Source organism: Streptomyces sp. NPDC059009 (assembly GCF_042740175.1).
Lineage (GTDB): Bacteria > Actinomycetota > Actinomycetes > Streptomycetales > Streptomycetaceae > Streptomyces.
Map to the genome: position 1 here is coordinate 1 of NZ_JBHYJB010000031.1, position 24,272 is coordinate 24,272.

21 protein-coding genes are annotated in these 24,272 nt (G+C 72.3%); 16 read left to right on the forward strand and 5 right to left on the reverse strand.

Annotation, left to right across the window (positions count from 1 at the left end; translation table 11 throughout):
- Positions 1-153: 153 nt before the first annotated feature.
- From ACFWYM_RS28140 to ACFWYM_RS28150, 3 genes are all read right to left on the reverse strand, one after another.
- Positions 154-855, reverse strand: a complete 702-nt coding sequence (locus ACFWYM_RS28140) for a gamma-glutamyl-gamma-aminobutyrate hydrolase family protein (protein WP_384843104.1) — start codon at positions 853-855, stop codon at positions 154-156.
- Positions 856-890: 35 nt separating this feature from the next.
- Entirely contained in the window at positions 891-2,336 is a 1,446-nt protein-coding gene (eat, locus tag ACFWYM_RS28145) for an ethanolamine permease (RefSeq protein ID WP_384843107.1), read from the reverse strand.
- A gap of 178 nt (positions 2,337-2,514) precedes the next feature.
- Positions 2,515-3,240, reverse strand: a complete 726-nt coding sequence (locus ACFWYM_RS28150; RefSeq protein WP_384843110.1) for a FadR/GntR family transcriptional regulator — start codon at positions 3,238-3,240, stop codon at positions 2,515-2,517.
- Positions 3,241-3,317: 77 nt separating this feature from the next.
- On the opposite strand from ACFWYM_RS28150, the gene ACFWYM_RS28155 reads away from it, so the two are divergent.
- From ACFWYM_RS28155 to ACFWYM_RS28180, 6 genes are all read left to right on the forward strand, one after another.
- Positions 3,318-4,688, forward strand: coding sequence for a glutamine synthetase family protein (locus tag ACFWYM_RS28155; protein ID WP_384843113.1), 1,371 nt, complete (start codon positions 3,318-3,320; stop codon positions 4,686-4,688).
- A 9-nt stretch (positions 4,689-4,697) separates the two neighbouring features.
- Entirely contained in the window at positions 4,698-6,080 is a 1,383-nt protein-coding gene (locus ACFWYM_RS28160; protein ID WP_384843115.1) for an aldehyde dehydrogenase family protein, read from the forward strand.
- Entirely contained in the window at positions 6,077-6,859 is a 783-nt protein-coding gene (locus ACFWYM_RS28165; RefSeq protein WP_384843118.1) for a 3-oxoacyl-ACP reductase, read from the forward strand. The genes ACFWYM_RS28160 and ACFWYM_RS28165 overlap by 4 nt, the downstream gene beginning before the upstream one ends.
- Before the next feature lie 77 nt (positions 6,860-6,936).
- The gene (locus ACFWYM_RS28170) at positions 6,937-8,232 is read left to right on the forward strand and encodes a haloacid dehalogenase-like hydrolase (RefSeq protein WP_384843121.1); all 1,296 of its coding nucleotides are present in this window, start codon (positions 6,937-6,939) and stop codon (positions 8,230-8,232) included.
- 22 nt (positions 8,233-8,254) lie between these two features.
- Positions 8,255-9,580, forward strand: a complete 1,326-nt coding sequence (locus ACFWYM_RS28175; protein WP_384843124.1) for a haloacid dehalogenase-like hydrolase — start codon at positions 8,255-8,257, stop codon at positions 9,578-9,580.
- Between the two features lie 71 nt (positions 9,581-9,651).
- A complete protein-coding gene (locus ACFWYM_RS28180; protein WP_384843127.1) occupies positions 9,652-10,695 on the forward strand; it encodes a DUF2510 domain-containing protein in 1,044 nt (347 codons plus the stop codon).
- Positions 10,696-10,809: 114 nt separating this feature from the next.
- Here ACFWYM_RS28180 and ACFWYM_RS28185 read toward each other — a convergent pair whose 3' ends face one another.
- A complete protein-coding gene (locus tag ACFWYM_RS28185; RefSeq protein WP_384843130.1) occupies positions 10,810-12,024 on the reverse strand; it encodes an amino acid deaminase/aldolase in 1,215 nt (404 codons plus the stop codon).
- A 159-nt stretch (positions 12,025-12,183) separates the two neighbouring features.
- Here ACFWYM_RS28185 and ACFWYM_RS28190 point away from each other — a divergent pair, with 159 nt between their 5' ends.
- Genes ACFWYM_RS28190 through ACFWYM_RS28200 form a run of 3 tightly spaced genes read left to right on the forward strand, consistent with a single transcriptional unit; the run spans position 12,184 to position 15,876 of the window.
- Positions 12,184-13,914 carry a hypothetical protein gene (locus tag ACFWYM_RS28190; RefSeq protein ID WP_384843133.1) on the forward strand — a complete coding sequence of 577 codons (1,731 nt, stop codon included), beginning with the start codon at positions 12,184-12,186 and terminating at the stop codon, positions 13,912-13,914.
- 20 nt (positions 13,915-13,934) lie between these two features.
- Positions 13,935-15,101 carry a type VII secretion-associated serine protease mycosin gene (gene mycP, locus ACFWYM_RS28195; RefSeq protein ID WP_384843136.1) on the forward strand — a complete coding sequence of 389 codons (1,167 nt, stop codon included), beginning with the start codon at positions 13,935-13,937 and terminating at the stop codon, positions 15,099-15,101.
- Positions 15,102-15,144: 43 nt separating this feature from the next.
- Positions 15,145-15,876 carry an SseB family protein gene (locus ACFWYM_RS28200; RefSeq protein WP_384843140.1) on the forward strand — a complete coding sequence of 244 codons (732 nt, stop codon included), beginning with the start codon at positions 15,145-15,147 and terminating at the stop codon, positions 15,874-15,876.
- Positions 15,877-15,940: 64 nt separating this feature from the next.
- Here ACFWYM_RS28200 and ACFWYM_RS28205 read toward each other — a convergent pair whose 3' ends face one another.
- On the reverse strand, positions 15,941-16,306 hold the full coding sequence (locus ACFWYM_RS28205) for a DUF1844 domain-containing protein (RefSeq protein ID WP_384843144.1): 366 nt from the start codon (positions 16,304-16,306) through the stop codon (positions 15,941-15,943).
- Positions 16,307-16,680: 374 nt separating this feature from the next.
- On the opposite strand from ACFWYM_RS28205, the gene infC reads away from it, so the two are divergent.
- The 7 genes from infC to pheT all read left to right on the forward strand — a co-directional run bounded on the left by infC (position 16,681) and on the right by pheT (position 24,107).
- A complete protein-coding gene (gene infC, locus ACFWYM_RS28210) occupies positions 16,681-17,352 on the forward strand; it encodes a translation initiation factor IF-3 (protein WP_384843450.1) in 672 nt (223 codons plus the stop codon).
- A gap of 106 nt (positions 17,353-17,458) precedes the next feature.
- Positions 17,459-17,653 (forward strand): 50S ribosomal protein L35, encoded by a 195-nt coding sequence (rpmI, locus tag ACFWYM_RS28215; protein WP_007829094.1) that lies wholly within the window; start codon positions 17,459-17,461, stop codon positions 17,651-17,653.
- Positions 17,654-17,747: 94 nt separating this feature from the next.
- Entirely contained in the window at positions 17,748-18,134 is a 387-nt protein-coding gene (rplT, locus tag ACFWYM_RS28220; protein WP_055699044.1) for a 50S ribosomal protein L20, read from the forward strand.
- A 103-nt stretch (positions 18,135-18,237) separates the two neighbouring features.
- Complete coding sequence (locus tag ACFWYM_RS28225; protein WP_384843147.1) at positions 18,238-19,083, forward strand: TrmH family RNA methyltransferase; 846 nt, start codon at positions 18,238-18,240, stop codon at positions 19,081-19,083.
- A gap of 55 nt (positions 19,084-19,138) precedes the next feature.
- Positions 19,139-20,281, forward strand: coding sequence for an ATP-binding protein (locus tag ACFWYM_RS28230; RefSeq protein WP_384843150.1), 1,143 nt, complete (start codon positions 19,139-19,141; stop codon positions 20,279-20,281).
- 149 nt (positions 20,282-20,430) lie between these two features.
- The gene (gene pheS, locus ACFWYM_RS28235) at positions 20,431-21,552 is read left to right on the forward strand and encodes a phenylalanine--tRNA ligase subunit alpha (RefSeq protein WP_384843153.1); all 1,122 of its coding nucleotides are present in this window, start codon (positions 20,431-20,433) and stop codon (positions 21,550-21,552) included.
- Positions 21,552-24,107 (forward strand): phenylalanine--tRNA ligase subunit beta, encoded by a 2,556-nt coding sequence (pheT, locus tag ACFWYM_RS28240; RefSeq protein ID WP_384843156.1) that lies wholly within the window; start codon positions 21,552-21,554, stop codon positions 24,105-24,107. Before pheS ends, pheT begins: the two co-directional genes overlap by 1 nt.
- Positions 24,108-24,272 lie beyond the last annotated feature (165 nt).

Below are 24,272 nucleotides of genomic sequence, written 5' to 3' on the forward strand. Positions count from 1 at the left end.
AGACAGATGTCCGCCCGCAGTACAGCACCCCGCCCAAGTCAGTACTCGTGTACTCGTCCGGCGCCCCCGGCTTTTCGAGGACGGACATACCGCCGCGTCCCCACCCCGACCCCGCCCCGACCCCACCACCCACCACCCGCAGCCGCACACAGCTCAGGACACGGCTCGGCGCTTGACCGCCTCCGCTACCAGTGCCGCCATCACCCGCGTGTCCGTCCCCATCTCGGGGTGCCACTGCACACCCACCACCCAGCCGTCACCGGGGAGTTCGACCGCCTCCACGGTTCCGTCCTCCGCGTGTGCCGAGACCACGAGGCCCTCGCCGAGGCGGTCCACCGCCTGGTGGTGGTACGTGGGCACGTCCGCCGACGCCTCCGGGACGATCGTGGCGTAGCGCGTGCCCGGTACAGAAGTCACCGGGTGTGAGCCGAAGACGCCGGTCCCACCCGTGTGGCCTTCCATGTGCTGCACCAGCGTGCCGCCGAGCGCCACGTTGAGGAGCTGCATGCCGCGGCAGATGCCCAGCAGCGGAGTGCCCGATGCCAACGCCGCGTCGATCAGGGCCAGTTCCCACGAGTCGCGTTCTCGCGCGGGCGGGCCCGTGCGGTCTTCCGGCTCGGCTCCGTACCGCGTCGGCTCGACGTCCTCGCCGCCCGCGATCACGACGGCGTCGAGCCGGGCGACGACCGAGGCGGCGTGCGCCGGGTCGTCCGGCGGCACCATCGCGGCGAGGCCGCCCGCCGCCTGGACGAGCCGGGGGTAGCCGGCGGGCAGGAGCGCCGTGGGCAGCTCCCACACGCGGTAGCTCGCCTTTGCCTCCAGGTAGGTGCTGACCCCGATCAACGGCCTGTTCACTGTGCTGAACTTCCTTTCCGTAAACCCAAGTTGACTCAGTCTCGTGCCAGCTCCGCCTCCGCCGCCGCCAGCGCCGCGAACTCCTCCTCCGGCGCCGACGCCACCAGATGCTTGCGGCTGTACAGCCCGAAGTAGGCGATCGCCACCACGTATACCCCGAGTGCGATGAGCGCCGCCGTCACGTCCACCAGGAAGGTGGCGACCAGCGCCGCGCAGGCGAGGACCAGCGCCACCGAGGAGGTCAGTACGCCGCCGGGGGTGCGGTAGGGGCGCTCGAGTTCCGGTTCGCGGCGGCGCAGCACGATGTGGGAGAGCGACATCAGGGCGTACGAGATGGTGGCGCCGAACACGGCGACGTTCAGCATCCGCGCACCGTCCCCGGTCGCCGCCGCCAGGCCGAAGCCGATCGCGCCGGGCACGAGGAGCCCGAGGTAGGGGGCCTTGCGGCTGCTGGTGAGGGAGAGGAAGCGGGGCAGGTAGCCCGCGCGGGACAGGGCGAAGAGCTGGCGCGAGCCCGCGTAGATGAGGGAGAAGAAGGACGCCACCAGGCCGGCCAGGCCCGCGTAGTTGATGATCCTGCTCAGCGTCGTCGCCTTGCCGTCCGGCTGCAGCGCCTCGACCAGCGGGTTGCCGGACGACTGGATGGCGGCCGAGCCCCGCGCCCCCGCCGAGGCGAAGAACGTGACGACGGCGAGGACCACGAGGATGCACAGCGACCAGCGGATGGCGCGCGGCAGCGTGCGCGCCGGGTCCTTGGTCTCCTCGGCCGCCAGCGGCACCCCCTCCACGCCGAGGAAGAACCACATGCCGAAGGGGAAGGCCGCCCAGATCCCCAACAGGCCGAGCGGCAGCCAGGAGTTGGCGCCGAACGCGCTGTGGTCCACGGCCACGTCGTTGAGCTTCGAGGCGTCGAAGTCCGTGAACGCGGCGGCGGCGAAGACGATGAGGGCGACCACCGCGATGCCGGTCACCACGAAGGAGAACCGCAGCGCCTCGCCCACGCCCCACAGGTGGATGCCGATGAAGATCGCGAAGCAGGCCAGATACACCGGCCAGCCCGAGGTGAGCCCGAACAGCCCGAGGGACTCCACGTAGTCGCCGATGAAGATGGAGATGGCGGCGGGCGCGAGCACGTACTCGATGAGGATCGCCGTGCCGGTGAGGAAGCCGCCCCAGGGGCCGAGCGCCCGGCGCGCGAAGCCGTAGCCGCCGCCCGCCGTGGGCAGGACCGAGGAGAGTTCCGCCAGTGAGAACACCATGCAGGCGTACATCACGCCCATGAGCGCCATCGCGATGCCGAGCCCGCCGAAGCCGCCCTCGGCGAGCCCCGAGTTCCAGCCGGAGAAGTCCCCCGAGACGACGTAGGCGACGCCGAGACCGGTGAGCAACACCCAGCCCGCGTTGCCTCGTTGGAGGGTTCTGCGTTCCAGATAGTCGTCCGCCTCCTGGCCGGCGGACGGCTTGGTGGACTCCAGGGTCATGGCAGGGCTCCCATGCGACGGCGGCACTGAGGGTCAGCTCGATGGACTCAACTGAGGATCAGCTGGATGGACTCAATGGAACGGATCCATACCTTTGCGGTGCCGCACCGAAGAAATCAAGACCCGTGCGTTACGCCGTGGTTAATCGGTCCTCACGGGCCCTCATGTCACTGCCGCCTCACGTGAGGAAACCCCGCAGCAGGGCCGCCGTCCCTCCGCAGTGCTCCCGCATCATCTCCCGCGCCCCGTCCGCGTCCCCGTCGAGCACCGCCTCGACGAGCGCGGTGTGCTGGCGCTGGGAATGCTCCAGGTTGCGTACCAGCAGCGGGATGCAGTCGAGGAGGTCGTTGACCGTGGCGCGCACCGCCGCGTACTGCGCGGTGAGGCTGGCCGAGCCGCAGAGCTCGGCCAGGGTGAGGTGCAGGAGGGTGTCCTGGCGGCGGTAGTCGGCGAGCGGCGCGTCATGAGTGTCCGCCAGGGCGGCGCGCAGGCGCTCCACTTGGGCACCGTCCAGGCCGTGCCCGGCGCAGAGCCCGGCCGCGCCCACCTCGAGGACCTCGCGGAAGCGCAGCACGTCCTCGACGTCCACGTCCTTGATGCGGCGGCGCAGCTCGTCCTCGCCGGCCGCCTCGGGGCGGGGCAGGACGAAGGTGCCGCCGTAGCGCCCGCGCCGCGACTCCACCAGGCCCTGGTCCTGGAGGACCTTCAGGACCTCGCGCAGCGTGACCCGGCTGATGCCGAGCCGGTCCGCCAACTCCCGCTCGGACGGCAGCCGTTCGCCGCCCGGCACCAGACCGAGCCGGACGACCTGGAGGATCTGCTCCAGCGCCTCCTCGAAGCCGTTGCCCGCGCGCACCGGCCGCAGCACCGTCGCGAGGCCGCCGTCACCGTCCGCGTGCGACATCTGGCCCAACCCCCTTCCCAAGCAATGGTTCTCCGCAATACCTTATGGCCCTCGGCTGACCCAAGGAGGCTTTTCCCGTGGCAGACCGCACACCCCCGCTCGGGATCGAGGAGCTCAAGGCCCTCGTCGCGAGCGGCGAGATCGACACTGTCGTCCTGGCCTTCCCCGATATGCAAGGGCGGCTCCAGGGCAAGCGGTTCGCCGCCCGCTTCTTCCTCGACGAGGTCCTGGAGCACGGCACGGAGGGCTGCAACTACCTCCTCGCCGTCGACACGGACATGAACACCGTCGACGGCTACGCGATGTCCTCCTGGGACCGCGGCTACGGCGACTTCGCCATGCACGCCGACGTCTCGACCCTGCGCCGGGTGCCGTGGAACGAGGGCACCGCGATGCTCATCGCCGACCTCGCCTGGAACGACGGCTCGCCCGTCGTCGCCGCGCCCCGGCAGATCCTGCGCCGCCAGCTCGACCGGCTCGCCGAGCTCGGCCTGAGCGCCCACGTCGGCACGGAGCTCGAATTCATCGTCTTCAAGGACACCTACGAGCAGGCGTGGGACGCGGGCTACAAGGAGCTCACCCCGGCCAACCAGTACAACATCGACTACTCGGTCCTCGGGACCGGCCGGATCGAGCCGCTCCTGCGCCGCATCCGCAACGACATGACGACCGCCGGACTCGTCGTCGAGTCGGCCAAGGGCGAGTGCAACCCCGGCCAGCACGAGATCGTGTTCCGCTACGACGAGGCCCTCGTCACCTGCGACCAGCACGCCATCTACAAGACCGGCGCCAAGGAGATCGCGGCCCAGGAGGGCGTCTCGCTCACCTTCATGGCCAAGTACAACGAGCGCGAGGGCAACTCCTGTCACATCCACCTCTCGCTCCAGGACGCCGACGGCAACAACGCCATGGCGGGCTCCGCCGCCGACCCCGGCGGCATGTCCCCGGTGATGCGGCACTTCCTCGCCGGACAGCTGGCCGCCCTGCGGGACTTCAGCCTCCTGTACGCGCCCAACATCAACTCGTACAAGCGGTTCCGCCCCGGCTCGTTCGCGCCCACCGCCGTCGCCTGGGGCTACGACAACCGCACCTGCGCGCTGCGCGTCGTCGGCCACGGCCGCTCCCTGCGCTTCGAGAACCGGCTGCCCGGCGGTGACGTCAACCCGCACCTCGCGGTGGCGGGGCTCGTGGCCGCCGGTCTGTACGGCATGGAGCAGCAGCTGGAACTCCCCGAGGAGTGCGCCGGGAACGCGTACACCGCCGACTACGAGCACGTCCCCACCACCCTGCGCGAGGCCGCCGAGCTCTGGGAGAACAGCCCCGTCGCCAAGGCCGCCTTCGGCGACGAGGTGGTCGCGCACTACCGGAACATGGCCCGGGTCGAGCTGGACGCCTTCGACTCCGCGGTGACCGACTGGGAGCTCCGCCGCTCCTTCGAACGCATGTGAGGAACACCCTTGCAACAGGACGTACTTGACGTACTTGAGGTACTGAACCCGGCGACGGAGGAGGTCATCGCGACCGTCCCCGCCGCCACGGCCGCCGACGTCGATGCGGCCGTCGCCCGCGCCGCCGCCGCGCAGACGCGGTGGGCCGCCACGGCCCCCGCCGACCGCGCCCGCCTCCTGCGCCGCTTCGCCGCCGTCGTCGACGAACACCGCGAGGAACTCGCCCAGCTGGAGGTCCGCGAGGCCGGGCACGTCATCGGCAACGCACGCTGGGAGGCGGGCAACGTCCGCGACCTCCTGGACTTCGCGGCCGGGGGAGTGGAGCGGCTCAGCGGACGGCAGATCCCCGTCCCGGGCGGTCTGAACGTCACGATCCTCGAACCGCTCGGCGTCATCGGCGTGATTGCGCCGTGGAACTTCCCGATGCCGATCGCCGCCTGGGGCACGGCCCCCGCGCTCGCCGCGGGCAACGCCGTCATCCTCAAGCCCGCCGAGACGACGCCGCTCACCGCGCTGCGCCTCGCCGAACTCGCCCTGGAGGCCGGGCTTCCCGAGCACCTCTTCCAGGTCCTGCCCGGCGTCGGCGCCGTCGCGGGGGACGCGCTCGTCGAGCACCCGGGCGTCGCGAAGATCGTGTTCACCGGCTCCACGGGCGTCGGCAAGCGGATCATGGCCAAGTGCGCCGACCGCGTGAAGCGCGTGACCCTCGAACTCGGCGGCAAGAGCCCGAACATCGTCTTCGCGGACGCGGACGTGGAGGCGGCCGCGCTCGCCACGCCCATGTCGTACCTCGACAACTCCGGGCAGGACTGCTGCGCCCGCACCCGCGTCCTCGTGCAGCGCTCCGTGTACGACCGGTTCCTGGAGCTGGTGGCGCCCGCGGTCGAGTCCGTCGTGGTCGGCGACCCGGCCGACGAGAAGACCCAGATGGGGCCGCTGATCTCCAAGTCCCAGCTGGAGCGCGTCCGTTCGTACGTGACGCCGGGCGCCGGAATCCACGGCGCCGCCCCCGAGGGCCCCGGCTTCTGGTTCCCGCCGACCCTCCTCACGGACGTCCCGGCCGACGCCCCGGCCGCCGTCGAGGAGGTCTTCGGCCCCGTCGCCGTCGTCCTGCCCTTCGAGGACGAGGCCGACGCGATCCGGCTCGCCAACGCCACCGAGTACGGCCTGTCCGGCTCCCTCTGGACCCGCGACGTCGGCCGGGCGCTGCGCGTCTCGCAGGCCGTCCAGGCGGGCAACCTGTCCGTCAACTCGCACTCCAGCGTGCGCTATTGGACCCCTTTCGGCGGCTACAAGCAGTCCGGGCTCGGCCGCGAACTCGGCCCCGACGCCCTCGCCGCCTTCACCGAAACGAAGAACGTCTTCATCAGCACGGAAGGGCCCGCCCAGTGACCGAAGAGATTGTCTGCCGCCGCCTCGTCGGCCGTACCGCCGTCATCACCGGCGCCGGCAGCGGCATCGGCCTCGCCGCCGCACGCCGCCTCGCCTCCGAGGGCGCCCACGTCGTCTGCGGCGACATCGACGAGAGCGCGGGCAAGAAGGCCGCGGAGGAGGTCGGCGGCACCTTCGTGAAGGTCGACGTCACCGACGCCGAACAGGTCGAGGCGCTCTTCAAGACCGCGTACGACACCTACGGCTCCGTCGACATCGCCTTCAACAACGCGGGCATCTCGCCGCCCGACGACGACTCCATCCTGGACACCGGGCTCGAGGCGTGGAAGCGGGTCCAGGACGTCAACCTCACCTCCGTCTACCTGTGCTGCAAGGCCGCGATCCCCTACATGCGCCGCCAGGGCAAGGGCTCGATCATCAACACCGCGTCGTTCGTGGCCCGGATGGGCGCCGCCACCTCGCAGATCTCGTACACGGCGTCCAAGGGCGGTGTGCTTGCCATGTCCCGCGAGCTGGGCGTCCAGTTCGCCCGGGAAGGCATCCGCGTCAACGCGCTGTGCCCGGGCCCCGTCAACACCCCGCTCCTCCAGGAGCTGTTCGCCAAGGACCCGGAGCGGGCCGCGCGCCGCCTCGTGCACATCCCCGTGGGCCGCTTCGCGGAGGCCGAGGAGATGGCCGCCGCCGTCGCGTTCCTCGCGAGCGACGACTCCTCGTTCGTGAACGCCACCGACTTCCTCGTCGACGGCGGGCTCACCGGGGCGTACGTCACGCCCCTGTAGTTCATCTCGCATCCAGCATCCCGACAGCCGGGCGTCGCACGACGCCCGGCTGTCCTGCGTAGACAAGGAGCGTGTTCATGAAGATCAAGCATCGCTGGTACGCGGCCGCCGCCGCCCTCGCCGTCGCCGGGACCGGACTCGCCACCGCCCAGGCCACCCAGACGTCCCCCGGCCCCGCCCACGCCGCCAAGTGCCCCACCCTGCACGTCTCCAAGGGCTGGTACGGCGCCAACAAGGCGAAGCTCCAGCGGATGCTGGACACCTACGGCCGCTGCGGCGACGCGTACGACAAGAAGGCGAAGCCCCTCGCGGTCTTCGACTGGGACAACACGGTCATCAAGAACGACGTGGGCGACGCCACCATGTTCTGGATGCTGCGCAACAGCAAGATACGCACCCCCGAGGGCGGCGACTGGCACACCACCAGCCGCTACCTCACCGACCCGGCCGCCACCGCGCTGGCCACGGCGTGCCCCGCCACCGGTCGCACGCTCCCCACGGCGAAGAACACGGCCTGCGCCGACGAGATCGCCGCCGTCTACGGCGAGGGCACCACCACCGGCGGCAAGACGGCCTTCGACGGCTTCGACCACCGCCGCATGGAGCCCCAGTACGCCTGGCTCGCCCAGCTCACCCAGGGCTGGTCGAGCCGCCAGGTCAAGGGCTTCGCGGCCGCCGCCCGCAAGGAGAACCTCGCCGCCCCCGTCGGCACCGAACAGACCGTCGGCACCGGCAAGGTCACCGGCTGGGCGCGCTACTACGAGCAGCAGCGCGACCTGATCCGCACGCTCAAGAAGGCCGGGTTCGACGTCTACATCGTCTCCGCCTCGCCCGAGCCCGTCGCCGAGGTCTGGGCCAAGGGCGTGGGCCTGGACGCGCGCCACGTCATCGGCATCCGCAACGTCGTCGCGCACGGCAAGCAGACCGCCCGCCTCAAGGGCTGCGGCTCCGTGAAGGACGGCGCCGACTCGATGATCACGTACATCGACGGCAAGCGCTGCGCCATCAACGAGCGGATCCTCAAGGTCAGGGGCGCGGCCGCCGAGAAGGTCCAACCGGCCGCGCAGCGCCAGGTGTTCGCGGCGGGCGACTCCGACACCGACGTGTCGTTCCTGCGCGACGCGACGGGCCTGCGCCTCGTCCTGAACCGCAACAAGACCGAGCTGATGTGCCGCGCCTACGACAACGGCGACCGCCGCTGGCTGGTCAACCCCATGTTCATCGAGCCCAAGGGCAAGCAGGCCGACCCCTACCCCTGTGCCACCACCGGCTACACCGGACGCGACGGTTCCGAGGGCCCGGTACGCCGTACGGACGGCTCCGTGATCCCCGATCAGCAGGACTCCGTGTACGCACCCTCAACGGCGAACTGACCCTGATGTACGGTCCACTCACATGGGTAACCGACATGTATTGGCGCTGACTCTGGCCACGGCCGCCACCTCGCTGGCAGCCGTGGCCGCGTCGCTCCCCGCAGCCGCCGCCACGGCCGCACCCGCCGCGAAGCGCGCGCACTGCCCGCAGCTCTCCAAGAAGCTCCCCTGGTACGGGGAGAACCGCGCCCGCCTCCAGAAAGTCATCGACGAGCGCGGCACCTGCTCCAACCCGCGCCTGGCGCACGGCGGTTCGAAGGCGGCGAAGCACCGCCCCGTCGCCGCCTTCGACTGGGACAACACCGTCTCCAAGAACGACGTCACGGACGCGACCATCGCCTGGTCGCTGCGGCACGACAAGATCCTGCGCCCCGCGAGCTGGAAGAAGTCCAGCAAGTGGATGACGGACGAGGCCGACAGGGCGCTCACCACGGCCTGCGGCACCGACGTGCCCGTGGGCGCCCCGCTGCCGACCTCCACCGACACCGCCTGCGCGGACGAGATCTTCAACATCCGCGAGTCCGGCAAGACGATGAGCGGCGCCGCCGCCTTCGCGGGGGAGTGGAACCACCGCCGCACCGTCCCCCAGTACGCCTGGGTGCCGCAGCTGTTCGCCGGGCACACGGTCAAGGAGCTGGAGTCGTACGCCCGCAAGGCCCGCAAGGAGGCGCTCGCCGCGCCCGTCGGGTCCATCCAGACCGTGGGCACGCACGTCATCCCCGGCTACGTCCGCTACTACGAGCAGCAGCGCGACCTGATCCGCACGCTCAAGAAGGCCGGGTTCGACGTCTACATCGTCTCGGCGGGCTCCGAGCCGGTCACCGAGGTGTGGTCCGGCGGAAAGAGCGGCGTCGGCATCGACCGTAAGCACACCATCGCGATCCGCTCGGTCCTCGACAAGAAGGGCCGCATCACCACCTGGAACCAGGGCTGCGGCGGCGTCGGCGTGAACAAGGGCGAGGCCATCCCGTACATCGACGGCAAGCGCTGCTGGATCAACCAGGAGATCTACGGCATCAAGGGCAAGTCGGCCTGGGAGAAGCAGGACTGGCGCCACCGCATCGCCCTCGGCGGCGGCGACGCCGACACGGACGTGACCTTCGTCGGCGACGCGACGGGCGCGCACCTCGTGCTCAACCGCAACAAGAACGAGGTCATGTGCCGGGCGTACGACAACGCCGACGGCCGCTGGGTCGTGAACCCCATGTTCATCGAGCCCTTGCCGCAGAAGGCGGACCCGTACCCGTGCGCCACGGCCGCGTACAACAAGCCGGCGGGCGGCTTCGGCCCGGTCCTGCGGGACGACGGCTCGGTGGTGCCCGACCAGAAGGACACGATCCACGGCTGAGGCGGGCGCTCCGCTTCTGCGGTGTGAGATGCACGGCTGAGGCGCGCGGCGTGTCCCATTAGAGTGCCGGGATGAGCATGACGCCCGCGCCCGGCTGGTACCCGGACCCGTCCTCACCCGCCGTCGAGCGGTGGTGGGACGGGTCCGCCTGGACCGAGCACCGGCGCTCGCCGCAGGCTCCCCAACAGGCCCCGGCACAGCCGGGGTTCGGCCCGTCGACGGGCGGGTTCGGCTCGGCCACGGGCGGGTTCGGGCCCGCGACGGGGGAGCAGGGGCAGGTGCCCGCCACGACGGCGGTCGCACCGCTGCCGGGCGCCTCCCGCGGGGGCCGGGCCAAGGCCGTCGCGCTGTCGGCCGCCGCGGTCGTCCTGGTCGCGTCGATCGTCACCGGCGTCGTCGTGCTCGGCAAGGACGACGGCGTCGACCCCCAGGGCGGCGGCCCCGGACCGACCGCGCCCCCGCAGCCGACGGACGAGTCGTCGGACTCCTCCTCGCCGACCCCCACCACCTCGGCGCCCGACCCGTCCCCGGACACCCTGACCGACGACCTCAACGCCATCACGATCCCCGTACCGGACGGCTGGGAGAAGGCCGAGGACTCCCTCGACGGCGACCCCACCATCCAGACCCCGGAGATCTACGACTGCCCCGGCGAGGGCAGCCTCTGCCGCCACGGCACGGTCTACTCGCGCACGGTCACGGGCACGGACGAACGCTCGCCCGAGAAGGTGGCCAAGGACGACATCGAGGACGCGGCGGACCGCGCGTACGACCGCGACAAGCTCGACCGGCGCCCCTTCGACGGCCTCACGTCGCACACCGTGGTCAAGCAGGGCAACGTCGCCGTGGCGGGCCGCGGCGGCTATGTGGTCCGCTGGCGCGTGCGGACGGCTACCGGCCCCGGCGGCTATGTGCAGTCGCTGGTGTTCCCGTCGGCGTCCCGCGCGGACACCCTGGTCCTGATCCGCTTCGTCATCGACGCGCCCGGCGGCACGGGCGAGGCCGGTGCGAAGACCCCGCCGCCGGTCACCGACATGGACGAGATCACCAAGGGCGTCCAGGCCATCGGGGGTTCGGGCTCGGGCGGCGTGGGCAGCAGCGTGGGCCCTTCGTAGGCCGGTCCCGCCCTGCGGGCAGTCGTGCCGGCCGCAGGGCGGCACGGGTGGGCGCAGGGCACCCCGTCGCCGGGCAACTCCCACCACAAGTTCAGCCCCGGCGCCGCCTGGGGTTCACAGAAACGTGTGCCCTTCCCCCCGATACGTCGGCGCCGTCCCCACCACCCGGTCGCCCTCGACCAGGTGCAGCACATCGAACCGCTCGCACAGCTCCCCGGCCTTCGCGTGCCGGAACCACACCGTGTCGCCGATCAGCAGATCGTCCGCGGGCGCCCCCACCAAGGGAGTCTGTACCTCCCCGGCCCCTTCCTGCGGGTCGTACCGAAGCCCTTCCGGCAGATACGGAACCGGGGACCGGTCGGCCCCCGCGGCCCCCGACGCGGGATAGCCGCCGCCGAGCACGGTCACCACTCCCACCCCGGGCCGCCGCACCACCGGCACCCCGAACAGCGCGGCCGGACGCCCGCTGAACGACGTGTAGTTGTCGAAGAGCCGCGGCACATAGAGCCCCGAACCGGCCGCGATCTCCGTCACCGCGCCCTCCGCAGCCGTGTGCTGCACGCTCCCCGTACCGCCGCCGTTGACGAACTCCAGGTCCGGCGCGACGGCCCGTACCGCCCGGATCGTCTCGGCCCGCCGCGCCGCCAGCTCCCTGCGCGCGGCGGCCTGCATGAGGCGGATCGCCCGCGACCGCACCGGCCGCCCCACGATCGCGTCCCCGACACCGGCCACATGCCCCTCGTACGCCATCACGCCGACGAGCCGGAACCCGGGCCGCCGGGCCACCGCGCGGGCCAGGGCGGCGACCTGGGCGGGGGAGTGCAGCGGCGAGCGCAGCGCGCCGATCCGCACCCGGCCGCCGAGCACCCGGTACGCGGTGTCCAACTCCAGGCAGACCCGGACCTCTTCGCCGCCCCCGCCCCCGCCCGCGCGCCGCGCCTCCTCGACGAGCCGCAGCTGCGCCGGGTCGTCGACCATCACGGTCACGGCCGCCGCGAGCTTCGGGTCGGAGGTCAGCTCCGCGAAGGCGGCGCGGTCGGCCGAGGGGTAGGCGAGCAGGACGTCGTCGAAGCCGGAGCGGGCCAGCCACAGGGACTCGGCGAGTGTGAACGACATGATCCCGGCGAAGCCGTCGCGGGCGAGGACCCGTTCGAGCAGCGCACGGCAGCGCACCGACTTGCTGGCGACGCGGATCGGCTTGCCGCCGGCCCGGCGCACGAGATCGTCGGCGTTGGCGTCGAACGCGTCGAGATCGACGATCGCGAGCGGGGCGTCGAGATGCGCGGTGGCCCGGTCGTAGCGGGCGCGGTCAGCGGATCGGCCAGTCATGGGCGAAGCCTGCCAGACGCGATTACCCGAGGGTAGGGGGACGTTCGGGACAGATCACCCGGGGGCGCGGACCGGGTTCCCGCGCGACCTGCGTCAGCCCGTAGAGTGACGCGCACGCAGGAGCTCCGGCGGGACCGAGTGCGAGGAAACGGGGGGTGCATGAGCACGGAAGCGCAGCGGCGCACCCCCGTACCCCCGAGGCCCGCTGAGCCGCCCCGGCCCACCGAGCCGCCCCCCTCGGCCCCGACGACGCCACCCCCACCGCCCCCGGCCGCCTCGGCGCGCTTCCCCGAGGCCCGCCCGCCGCTGGACCCGCCCGTCGCCCCGCCTCGTGCCGACCCGCCCGCCGAGTCGCCGGCTGAGTCGCCGGCGGAGCGGCGCGGCCGGATGTTCGGCGAACTGCTGTCATCGATCGACGAGTCGAGGGGCGAGCCGAGGGGTGAGCCGAGGGACGCGTTCGGCGCGGCGGCGCCCGGGCCGAGGGATACGTTCGGCGCGGCGGCGCCCGAGCCGATGACCGCCCAGGCGGACCACCCGGTCGCCCGGCCGCCCCAGGACCCGCCGACGAGGCGCCCCTTGTCCCCGCCGACGGAGCGCCCCGTCGCAGGCGAACCGTTCCACCGCGACGGGACCCCACCAAGCCCGAGCGCCCCGCCGATCCCGGCCACTGCGCCGAGCTCCACCGCTTCGTCGGGCGCCAGCACTTCGTCGAGCCGGGCTACCCCGTCGGGCCCCGGCACTTCGCCGAGCTCGGCCACCCCGCCGACCGCGGCCACTCCGCCGCCCTCCACCACCCCGCCGACCCCGACCGCCCCGCCACCCCCCGCCCCCTCGGCCCGCTTCCCCGACGGACCGCCCACCGGACAGGTGCCCCTGCCGCCGCGGCGCCCGAGGGCTCCCGCCGTACCGTCGCAGCCGTCGGCTCCCCCGGAAGCGCCCCCCGACGAGGCTCCTGAAGCGCCCGCCCCGGAGCCCGACTTCGAGCTGCCCCCGCCCGAACGCCCCACCCGCCGCCGCCCCGTGGGCTCCGTGGACCTGACCCCCGGCCCCGGCGCCGGGCGGCCCTTCGTGTTCACCGTGCGGCCGCCGGAGTACGACGACAGCACCACGCGGCTGCGGCCCGTGCGCGGTCTGATGCGGCCGCGCATGGCGGCCGCCGCGGCCTGCATCGTGCTCGGACTCGGGCTCATCGGGGGCGCCGCGACCGGGAGTTGGCTGACCGACGACGCCTCGGGCGGCACCGGACGGGACCAGTACGCGGTCGCCGGGGAGCTCTGGCACAGCGTGCCCGTCGACAAGCTCTTCCCGACCACCCTGAAGGGCGAGGGCGCGGGCCCCGGCGGCGCCGACCGCACCTGGACCCGGATCGCCGTCGCGCCGCCCAGCGGCAGCTGCAAGGACGCGTTCGACCCCCTGCTGCGCAAGGCCCTCGCCCCGGTCGGCTGTCTGAGCCTGCTCCGCGCCACCTACACGGACGCGACCAGCAGCCATGTCACCACCGTGGGCCTGCTGTTCACCAAGGCCGACGCCGACGCCATGCGCTCCCTGCGCACCCGCTTCACCGAGGAGGGCCTGGACGCCCGCGCCGACCTGATGCCGCGCCCGTACGCCGCCAAGGGCACTCTCGCGGCGGGCTTCGGCGATGCGCAGCGGGCGTCGTGGACGGTGTCCGTGCTGCCGGACGCGCCCGTCGTCGCGTACGCGGTCTCCGGCTTCGCCGACGGCCGCGTCGTCACGGAGCCGCAGTCCGCCGCCGAGGCGATGAAGGAGGGCGCCACCACCGCCCCCGCCGAGTCGGGCCTCGGCAACGAGGCGAAGGGCATCGCCGACCGGATCGAGCGCGGCCTGCGCACGACGCTCACCGCGGACACGGAGAAGAACTCTTCATGAGGAAGTCCCAGGAAGTCCCCATGAGATGGAGGCAGTTGGCCACCGCCCTGGTGGCGGGCGCCGTCGTGCTGGCCGGCCCGGCCGCCACCGCCGCGCACGCCTCCGACGGCATCCGGGCCCAGCAGTGGGCGCTGTCCGCGATGCACACCGACGAGGCGTGGCGCACCACCAAGGGCAAGGGCATCACCGTCGCGGTCCTCGACACCGGGGTGGACGCCACCCACCCCGACCTGAAGGGCAACGTCCTGCCCGGCAAGGACATGGTCGGCTTCGGGGCGAAGCGGGGCGACAAGTCCTGGGCCCACCACGGCACCGCCATGTCCGGGATCATCGCGGGCCACGGACACGGCCGCGGCCGCGGCGACGGCGTCCTCGGCATCGCCCCGCAGGCGAAGATCCTGCCGGTCCGGGTGATCCTCGAGGACGGCGACCCGCACCGCGCGAAGGCCCGCGACACCCGCGGCAACGCCCTCGCCGAGGGCATCCGCTGGGCCGCCGACCACGGCGCGGACGTCATCAACCTCTCGCTCGGCGACGACTCCAAGTCCGCGCACCCCGAGCCCGGCGAGGACGCCGCGATCCAGTACGCCCTGAAGAAGGGCATCGCCGTCGTCGCCTCCGCGGGCAACGGCGGCGAGCACGGCGACCACATCTCCTACCCGGCGGCCTACCCCGGAGTGATCGCCGCCACCGCGGTCGACCCCAACGGCAACCGCGCCTCGTTCTCCACCCGCCGCTGGTACGCGACCGTGGCCGCCCCCGGCAAGAAGATCGCCATCCCCGACCCGTCCCGCCAGTACTACGAGGGCTGGGGCACCAGCGCGGCCTCCGCCTTCGTCTCCGGCGCCGTCGCCCTGATCCGCGCCGCCCACCCCGGGCTCACCCCGGCCCAGATCAAGAAGCTCCTCGAGGACACCGCGCGGGACGCCCCGAGCGGCGGCCGCGACGACGCCCGCGGCTTCGGCCTCATCGACCCGGCCGCAGCGATCGAGCGGGGCGGCGAGCTGAAGCCGGAGGGCCTGACCACGGCGGCCTACGGCAAGAAGTACTTCGGCGCGGGCCCGGCCGAACAGGACACGGACACCGGCCCCGCCGCCTGGGTCGGCCCCGTCGCGGGCACCCTCGGCGCGGCCCTCCTCGCGGCGGCGGTCTACCTGTGGCGGGGCCGCGCGCCCCGCCGCCGCTGAACCCCGGTGAAGGCGGTCCGGGCCGCTCGGTAGGGTCGGGACCGTGGCGAACAAGAACATTCCCGACCCCGGCTTCTCGAACGACGACGGCTCCGCCGATCCCCGGCTGAGCGCGGCCCTCGCCGCCTGGTCCGAGGACCGCACCGCGCACGGCCCGGTCCTCGAGGCCCTCGCGGACGCCCGGCTCCTCGTGCCCGTCGTCGCCGTGCTCGGCGAGGTCGAGGTCGACGAGAACGGGCTGAAGCGCGAGAAGACCAGCGACATGGCGGTGCCCACCCTGAAGGCGGGGGAGCGGACCGCCCTGCCCGCCTTCACCTCCACCGAGGCGCTCGCCCTCTGGGACCCGGCTGCCCGCCCCGTCGCGGTGCCCCTGCACCAGGCCCTGGCCGCCGCCGCCCACGAGAAGGCCGACACGATCGTCCTCGACCTCGCCGGGCCCGTCCCCTACGAGCTGAACCACCGCGCGCTGCTCGCCCTCGCCGAGGGCCGCACCGGCACGGACGCCCTCACCGACCCGGCCGTCGCCGAGGCCGTGCGCACCGCCGTCGCCGCCGAACCCGCGGTCCTCCGCGCCCACCTCGGCCCCGGCGCGGGAGACGGCACCCTGGCCCTCGTACTCGACCCGGCCGCGGCCCCCGCGGAGGCCGCCCAGCGCGTCGCCCGGCGCATCGCGGCCGACGAAACGCTGAGGGCCCGCCTGGTGCGCGGTCTCGACCTGGCACTGCTGCCGGCCGAGGCCACGCCACCGGGCGAGCCCTTGTTCGTACGGGAGTAGGGGGAGCGCCCCGCAGGGGCGCGGGGAACTGCGCGACCAGCCCCCACAGCCCGCGGTCGACGAACTAGCCGTACAGCGCCCCCGTGTACTTCTCACCGGGCCCCTGGCCGGGCTCGTCGGGGACAAGGGACGCCTCCCGGAAGGCCAGCTGCAGGGACTTCAGCCCGTCCCGCAGCGGCGCCGCGTGGAAGGAGCTGATCTCCGTCGTGCTCGCGTCGAGCAGCCCCGCGAGGGCGTGCACCAGCTTGCGGGCCTCGTCCAGGTCCTTGTGGGCCTCGCCCTCCTCGGTCAGGCCGAGCTTCACGGCCGCGGCGCTCATCAGGTTCACCGCGACGGTCACGATGACCTCGACTGCGGGGACCTCCGCGATGTCGCGGGCCATGGTGTCGAAGTCGGGTGTCCGGGGCGTCTGGGGTGCAGGCTCACTCATGCCCCACACGATAGGCGCTCACCTGCGGGGGCCCGTCCCGGTGGGCGGTTAGCCCGTACGTGCGGGAGCTGCTAACCTTGTGTAACGACCGGCCGGACGCGCACGGAATCTTGCAACATCATCCCGCGTGACCGGCCCACAAGTGGAGGCTCCGATCTCCCACCTGACCGTCCTCACGGACGGCGGGTCACCGGTCAGACGGTCCCCATCGTTCCGTACGGACGATGGAACCGTCCGAAGTGCGCCCCGCGGTCACCGTGGCGGTGCTCCGGTAGTCCTTGGAGCCCCCCGTGTGTACCGTCCGGGGCATTTTTTGTGCGTCGGCGCGGTTGGTAGTCAGGAAACAGACGTACGCGGCGGTCCGCCAGACCGTCGTGTGGTGCTACCGAGGAGGATCCATCAGCGCCGAGCCCCGCATCAACGACCGGATTCGCGTTCCCGAAGTGCGACTTGTCGGTCCCAGCGGCGAGCAGGTCGGGATTGTTCCGCTTGCCAAGGCCCTTGAGCTTGCTCAGGAGTACGACCTCGACCTGGTCGAGGTGGCGGCGAACGCTCGCCCGCCCGTCTGCAAGCTCATGGACTACGGGAAGTTCAAGTACGAGTCGGCCATGAAGGCCCGTGAGGCGCGCAAGAACCAGGCGCACACGGTCATCAAGGAGATGAAGCTCCGGCCGAAGATCGACCCGCACGACTATGACACCAAGAAGGGTCACGTCGTCCGGTTCCTCAAGCAGGGCGACAAGGTCAAGATCACGATCATGTTCCGTGGTCGCGAGCAGTCCCGGCCGGAGCTCGGCTACCGACTGCTGCAGCGGCTCGCGGAGGACGTCCAGGACCTCGGCTTCATCGAGTCGAACCCGAAGCAGGACGGCCGCAACATGATCATGGTTCTCGGTCCGCACAAGAAGAAGACCGAAGCCATGGCCGAGGCCCGCGAGGCCCAGGCGGCTCGCAAGGCGGACGCGAAGGCCAACCCCGGCCGCTCGCAGAACGCCGCCGAGGAGGAGTTCTCCGAGGCTCCCGCCGAGGCCCCTGCCGAAGCCTGATCCCCGGACGCGAGTCCAGGGACGACAACCGATACACATGACGCTCCCGGATGCCCGGTTTCACGACCGGGCATCGGAGCGCCACTGACGAGGAGAGAACGGCGCTATGCCGAAGAACAAGTCGCACAGCGGTGCCAGCAAGCGCTTCAAGGTCACCGGCTCCGGCAAGGTGCTCCGTGAGCGCGCCGGCAAGCGCCACCTGCTCGAGCACAAGTCGTCGCGCCTGACGCGTCGCCTCACCGGCAACGCCGAGATGGCCCCGGGCGACGCCAAGAAGATCAAGAAGCTTCTCGGCAAGTGAGCTTCGGGCGCATGAGCGCCTGAACTCGGACCGGGACCCAATCGATTTCGGGCCGTGTGAGTCCAACCACGGCCCCGCTACAAGGAGTTAACAAGTGGCACGCGTCAAGCGCGCAGTCAACGCGCACAAGAAGCGTCGGGCGATCCTCGAGCAGGCCAGCGGCTACCGCGGCCAGCGGTCGCGCCTGTACCGCAAGGCCAAGGAGCAGGTCACCCACTCCCTGGTCTACAACTACAACGACCGCAAGAAGCGCAAGGGCGACTTCCGTCAGCTGTGGATCCAGCGCATCAACGCCGCTGCCCGCGCCAACGGCATCACCTACAACCGCTTCATCCAGGGTCTGAAGGCCGCCAACATCGAGGTGGACCGCAAGATCCTCGCGGAGCTGGCCGTCAACGACGAGAACGCGTTCGCCGCGCTCGTCGAGGTCGCGCAGAAGGCGCTGCCGTCTGACGTCAACGCCCCGAAGGCCGCTGCCTGATCGGTGGGTCGCTGACCCTCACTCGGACCCGCAAGCCCTGGGGGGCTTGCGGGTCCGAGCGCTTCCGGCTCCCTCTCCACCCCGTACCTCCGAAAGTGAGTTCATGGCCGTCGCCCCCGAACTGATCTCTCCCCGTTCCCCCCGCGTCACCGCCGCCCGGCGGCTCGCCAAGCGGAACTTCCGGGGGAAGGAGCGGCTCTTTCTCGCCGAGGGGCCGCAGGCCGTGCGGGAGGCGGCCGGGCACCAGGGCACCCTCGTGGAGCTGTTCGCCACCGTCGAGGCCGCCGAGCGGTACGCCGACATCGTGGGGGAGGCCCGGAGCGCGGGCGCCCGCGTGCACCTGGCCGCCGAGGACGTCATCGCCGACATCTCGACGACCGTGACGCCGCAGGGAGTCGTCGGGGTCTGCCGGTTCCTGGACACCCCCTTCGAGGACATCCTCGCCGCCCGCCCCAAGCTCGTCGCCGTGCTCGCCCACGTCCGCGACCCCGGCAACGCGGGCACCGTGCTGCGCTGCGCCGACGCCGCCGGTGCCGAGGCGGTCGTGCTGACCGATGCGTCCGTGGACCTCTACAACCCCAAGTGCGTGCGCGCTTCGGTGGGTTCGCTGTTCCATCTGCCCGTCGCGGTGGGCGTGCCCGTGGAGCGGGCCGTCGAAGGGCTCAAGGACGCGGGTGTGCGGATCCTCGCCGCCGACGGGGCGGGCGAGGACGACCTCGACACCGAGCTCGACCGGGGCACGATGGGCACGCCCAGCGCCTGGGTGTTCGGGAACGAGGCATGGGGGCTCCCGGAGGAGACCCGCGCACTCGCCGACGCCGTGGTGCGCGTTCCGATCCACGGCAAGGCCGAGAGCCTCAACCTCGCGACGGCGGCAGCGGTCTGCCTCTACGCCTCCGCCCGTGCACAGCGCGCGGCGGGAGGGTGCCGCTCCGTCACCTCCAGCTAGTAGGGTGACGGCCTCGGGGGCGCTCCCCCGGAGCTGAGAGGTGGGGTACGGGGACATGGGTGTCGGCACCAGCAGACCACCGGGAGTGCGGGACGTACTGCGCCCTCCCGTGACCGGCCACGCCCCCGCCGTCCTCACCGGCCTCGGCCTCGACCCGGACGAGCTGCCCGACGGCCTCGTGGTCGCCGACGAACACGGCCGGGTGATCTGCTTCAACAAGGCCGCCACGCGCATCACTTCGGTGCCCGCGGGCGACGCCCTCGGCACCCCGCTGGAGCGCGCGCTGCCCCTGGAGGACCTCGAAGGCCGCCGCTGGTGGCAGCTCACCGACCCGTACGGCGGCCTGGCCATCCGGGTCGCCCAGCCCGAGCGCAATCTGCTGCTGCCGGGCGGCCGTGAGGTCCTCGTCTCCGCGCGCTACCTCCGCACCGCGCCCACCGGCCCCGTCCACCGCGTCGTCGTCTCCCTGCGCGACACCGAGGCCCGCCGCCGCACCGAGCGCAGCCACGCCGAGCTGATCGCCACCGTCGCCCATGAGCTGCGCTCCCCGCTGACCTCCGTCAAGGGCTTCACGGCGACGCTGCTCGCGAAGTGGGAGCGGTTCACGGACGACCAGAAGAAGCTGATGCTGGAGACCGTCGACGCCGACGCCAACCGCGTCACCCGCCTCATCGCCGAGCTCCTGGACATCTCCCGCATCGATTCCGGCCGCCTGGAGCTGCGCCGCCAGCCCGTCGACATCGCCGCCGCCGTCGGCCGCCACGTCCAGGCGTACGTGGCCGCGGGCCAGGACGCCGACCGCTTCCTCGTCCGCGTGCAGCAGCCCCTGCCCGACCTCTGGGCCGACCCCGACAAGGTCGACCAGGTGCTCAGCAACTTGCTGGAAAACGCGGTGCGCCACGGGGAGGGAACGGTCACCATTGACGTGGCGCCCTCGGCCACCCCGCGCGAGCGGGATCCCGCAGGCACGGCCGTGACCGTGAGCGACGAGGGCACCGGGATTCCGGAGGAGTCGATGGGCCGCGTCTTCACCCGCTTCTGGCGGGGCAGCAAGCGCGGCGGGACAGGACTGGGGTTGTACATCGTGAAGGGCATCGTGGAAGCGCACGGCGGCTCGATCACCGTCGGCCGCGCGCCCGGCGGCGGCGCCCAGTTCCGATTTACGTTGCCCGTGGGCACCCCGGCGTATCTGCTCTGATCCGCCCGAGCGCCGCCCGCGGGCTCAGTCACCTGCGTCACCCCCGTTAGACTCGTCCTTTGGCACGTTTGCGTCCCCTCATGTGGACGATTCGTCTCCGAGTCGTGGACGGGGACCATCAGCCAAGCCAACCGGAAGCACGGGAAGAGATGTCGGCACCGAACAAGTCGTACGACCCTGTCGAGGTCGAGGCACTGAAACCGGAAGAGATCGAGCGGATGCGGGACGAGGCGCTCGCCGCCTTCGCCGCCGCCGGTGACCTCGCCCAGCTCCAGGAGGCGAAGACCGCCCACACCGGCGGCACCTCGCCCCTGGCGCTCGCCAACCGCGAGATCGGCGCCCTGCCGCCGCAGGCCAAGGCCGAGGCGGGCAAGCGGGTCGGCATGGCCCGCGGCGCCGTCAGCAAGGCGCTCGCCGCCCGCCAGGCCGAGCTCGAGGCCGAGCGCGACGCCCGCGTCCTGGTCGAGGAGGCGGTGGACGTCACGCTGCCGTACGACCGCGTGGCGGCCGGTGCCCGGCACCCCCTGACGACGCTCTCCGAGCGCATCGAGGACATCTTCGTGGCCATGGGCTACGCGGTGGCCGAGGGCCCCGAGGCCGAGGCCGAGTGGTTCACCTTCGACGCCCTCAACATCGGCCCGGACCACCCGGCGCGCACCGAGCACGACACCTTCTTCGTCGAGGGTGCGGACGGCTCCGCGGACTCCGGCGTGGTGCTGCGCACGCACACCTCGCCCGTGCAGATCCGCTCGATGCTCAGCAGCGAGCCGCCGGTCTATGTGATCTGCCCGGGCCGCGTGTACCGCACGGACGAGCTGGACGCCACGCACAGCCCGGTCTTCCGCCAGGTCGAGCTGCTCGCCGTGGACGAGGGCCTGACCATGGCCGACCTCAAGGGCACCCTGGACCACATGGTCCAGTCGCTCTTCGGCGCGGGCATGGAGACGCGGCTGCGGCCGAACTTCTTCCCGTTCACCGAGCCGTCCGCCGAGATGGACATGGTCTGCTACGTGTGCCGCGGCGAGTCCGTCGGCAACCCCGACCGCCCCTGCCGCACCTGCTCCTCCGAGGGCTGGATCGAGCTCGGCGGCTGCGGCATGGTCAACCCGAAGGTGCTCGTCGCCTGTGGTGTGGACCCCGAGAAGTACAGCGGATTCGCCTTCGGGTTCGGCATCGAACGGATGCTGATGTTCCGCCACAACGTCGAAGACATGCGAGACATGGTCGAGGGTGACGCACGGTTCACCCGGCCGTTCGGGATGGAGATCTGATGCGGGTCCCGCTTTCCTGGCTGCGGGAGTATGTCGATCTCCCCGCCACCGAGACCGGCCGCGATGTGCAGGCCAAGCTCGTATCGGCAGGTCTCGAGGTCGAGACCGTCGAGCAGCTCGGCGCGGGCCTCAAGGGTCCGCTCGTCGTCGGCAAGGTCCTGACCATCGAGGAGCTGGAGGGCTTCAAGAAGCCGATCCGCTTCTGCACCGTCGACGTCGGCCAGGCCAACGGCACCGGTGAGCCGCAGGAGATCGTCTGCGGAGCCCGTAACTTCGCCGTCGGCGACAAGGTCGTCGTGGTCCTGCCCGGCGCCGTCCTGCCCGGCGACTTCGCGATCTCCGCGCGCAAGACGTACGGCAGGACCTCGCACGGCATGATCTGCTCCGGCGACGAGCTGGGCATGGGCGACGACGGCTCCGGCGGCATCATCGTGCTGCCGCCCGAGCACGAGGCCGGCACCGACGCCATCGAGCTGCTCGAGCTGGTCGACGAGGTCCTGGACATCGCCGTCACCGCCAACCGCGGCGACTGCCTGTCGATGCGCGGCGTCGCCCGCGAGGCCGCCATCGCGTACGGGCTGCCGCTGCGCGACCCGGCGCTCCTGGACGTGCCCGCGCCCAACTCCGCCGGCTACCCCGTGCAGATCGGCGACCCGCGCGGCTGCGACCGCTTCACTGCGCGCACCGTCACGGGCCTGCAGCCCGAGGCGCGCTCCCCGATCTGGCTGCAGCGCCGCCTGCAGAAGGTCGGCATGCGCCCGATCTCGCTCGCCGTCGACATCGCCAACTACGTGATGATGGAGCTCGGCCAGCCCCTGCACACCTACGACCGCTCGCGCATCGAGGGCACCATCGGCGTCCGCCGTGCCGAGCAGGGCGAGAAGTTCACCACGCTCGACGGCGCCCAGCGCGTCCTCGACGCCGGTGACCTGGTCATCACCGACGAGCGCGGCGCCATCGGCCTGGCCGGTGTGATGGGCGGCGCCAACACGGAGATCGCCGACGCCGTGGCGGACCCCGAGACGGGTGAGTTCCAGGGCACCCGCGAGGTCGTCGTCGAGGCGGCGCACTTCGACGCCGTCTCCATCGCCCGCACCGCGCGCCGCCACAAGCTGTCCTCCGAGGCGTCCAAGCGCTTCGAGCGCGGCGTCGACCCGCAGGCCGCGGCCGCCGCCGCGCAGCGCACCGTCGACCTGCTCGTGCTGCTCGCGGGCGGCACCGCGGACAGCGGGGTCACGGAGGTCATCGCGCCCACCGGGCCGCGCACGATCGCCATGCCCGCCGACCACCCGGACAAGGTCGCCGGAGTCGAGTACGGCCGCGAGACGGTCGTCCGCCGCCTCCAGCAGGTCGGCTGCGACGTGTACGGGCAGGACGACCTGACCGTCACCGTGCCCACCTGGCGTCCCGACCTCGGCGAGCCCAACGACCTCGCCGAGGAGGTCATCCGCCTGGAGGGCTACGAGAACCTCCCGTCGACCCTCCCCAAGCCCCCCGCGGGCCGTGGCCTGACCGAGCGCCAGCGCCTGCACCGCCGGGCCGGGCGCGCCCTGGCCGCCGCGGGCTACGTGGAGGCGCTCAACTACCCGTTCGTCGGCGAGCAGGTCTTCGACCAGCTGGGCCTGGAGGCGGACGACACCAACCGCCGCGTGGTGAAGCTCGCCAACCCGCTCAACGACGAGGAGCCCGCGCTCCGCACGTCGCTGCTGCCGGGCCTGCTCACCGCGGTCCGCCGCAACGAGGGCCGCGGCAGCCACGACCTGGCGCTCTTCGAGACGGGCCTGGTCTTCCACCCTCGCGAGGAGCAGCTCGTCGCCGCGAGCCTCCCGGTCGACCGCCGTCCCACGGACGAGGAGATCGCGGGCCTCGACGCCGCGCTGCCCGAGCAGCCCCGGCACCTCGCCGCCGTCCTCACGGGCGCCCGCGAGCAGGCCGGCTGGTGGGGCAAGGGCCGCCCGGCCGACTGGGCGGACGCCGTCGAGGCGGCCCGGCTGGTGGCCCGCGAGGCCGGCGCTGAACTCATCGTCCAGCAGGGGCAGTACGGCCCCTGGCACCCGGGCCGCTGCGCCGAGCTGCGGGTGTTCCTGGAGAGCGCCGAGGGCCCGGAGGGCGAGCAGGGCAACCTGGTCACCATCGGGCACGCGGGCGAGCTGCACCCGCGCGTCACCAAGGCGTTCGGGCTCCCGGCCCGCACCTGCGCGATGGAGCTCGACCTCGACCTGCTCGGCGAGGCCGGGGAAGGGACCGTCAAGGCCCCGCACATCTCCACCTTCCCGGTGGCCACGCAGGACGTCGCGCTCGTCGTCGACCAGGAGGTCCCGGCCGCCGTGGTCGAGGCGTACCTGCGCGACGGCGCCGGTGAACTCCTCGAGTCCATCCGCCTGTTCGACGTCTTCGAGGGCGAGCAGCTCGGCGCGGGCAAGAAGTCGCTCGCGTACGCGCTGCGCTTCCGCGCCGACGACCGGACGCTGACCGTCGACGAGGCGACCGCGGCCCGGGACGCCGCCGTGGCGCGCGCGGCCGAGGTGACCGGGGCGGTGCTGCGCGGGGCATAGTCACCCGGCGTAGTCAACGCGCCCCCGTGCAGACGGGATTGAAGAGGGACGTACCTGGACCATCGGGTACGTCCCTCACTCGTTTGAGTGACAAGTGCGGCCTCTCTGGCCCGATCGGTCCAGGTGGTCGACAGAATCAATCCGGCCAATAGCGGCCGGACTGCT

Coding starts and splice junctions, on each gene's coding strand:
- eat (WP_384843107.1), bottom strand. CDS start 2,336: ATGACCCTGGAGTCCACCAAGCCGTCCGCCGGCCAGGAGGCGGACGAC.
- ACFWYM_RS28150 (WP_384843110.1), bottom strand. CDS start 3,240: ATGTCGCACGCGGACGGTGACGGCGGCCTCGCGACGGTGCTGCGGCCG.
- ACFWYM_RS28170 (WP_384843121.1), top strand. CDS start 6,937: ATGAAGATCAAGCATCGCTGGTACGCGGCCGCCGCCGCCCTCGCCGTC.
- ACFWYM_RS28175 (WP_384843124.1), top strand. CDS start 8,255: ATGGGTAACCGACATGTATTGGCGCTGACTCTGGCCACGGCCGCCACC.
- ACFWYM_RS28180 (WP_384843127.1), top strand. CDS start 9,652: ATGAGCATGACGCCCGCGCCCGGCTGGTACCCGGACCCGTCCTCACCC.
- ACFWYM_RS28185 (WP_384843130.1), bottom strand. CDS start 12,024: ATGACTGGCCGATCCGCTGACCGCGCCCGCTACGACCGGGCCACCGCG.
- ACFWYM_RS28190 (WP_384843133.1), top strand. CDS start 12,184: ATGAGCACGGAAGCGCAGCGGCGCACCCCCGTACCCCCGAGGCCCGCT.
- mycP (WP_384843136.1), top strand. CDS start 13,935: ATGAGATGGAGGCAGTTGGCCACCGCCCTGGTGGCGGGCGCCGTCGTG.
- ACFWYM_RS28205 (WP_384843144.1), bottom strand. CDS start 16,306: ATGAGTGAGCCTGCACCCCAGACGCCCCGGACACCCGACTTCGACACC.
- rpmI (WP_007829094.1), top strand. CDS start 17,459: ATGCCGAAGAACAAGTCGCACAGCGGTGCCAGCAAGCGCTTCAAGGTC.
- ACFWYM_RS28225 (WP_384843147.1), top strand. CDS start 18,238: ATGGCCGTCGCCCCCGAACTGATCTCTCCCCGTTCCCCCCGCGTCACC.
- ACFWYM_RS28230 (WP_384843150.1), top strand. CDS start 19,139: ATGGGTGTCGGCACCAGCAGACCACCGGGAGTGCGGGACGTACTGCGC.
- pheS (WP_384843153.1), top strand. CDS start 20,431: ATGTCGGCACCGAACAAGTCGTACGACCCTGTCGAGGTCGAGGCACTG.
- pheT (WP_384843156.1), top strand. CDS start 21,552: ATGCGGGTCCCGCTTTCCTGGCTGCGGGAGTATGTCGATCTCCCCGCC.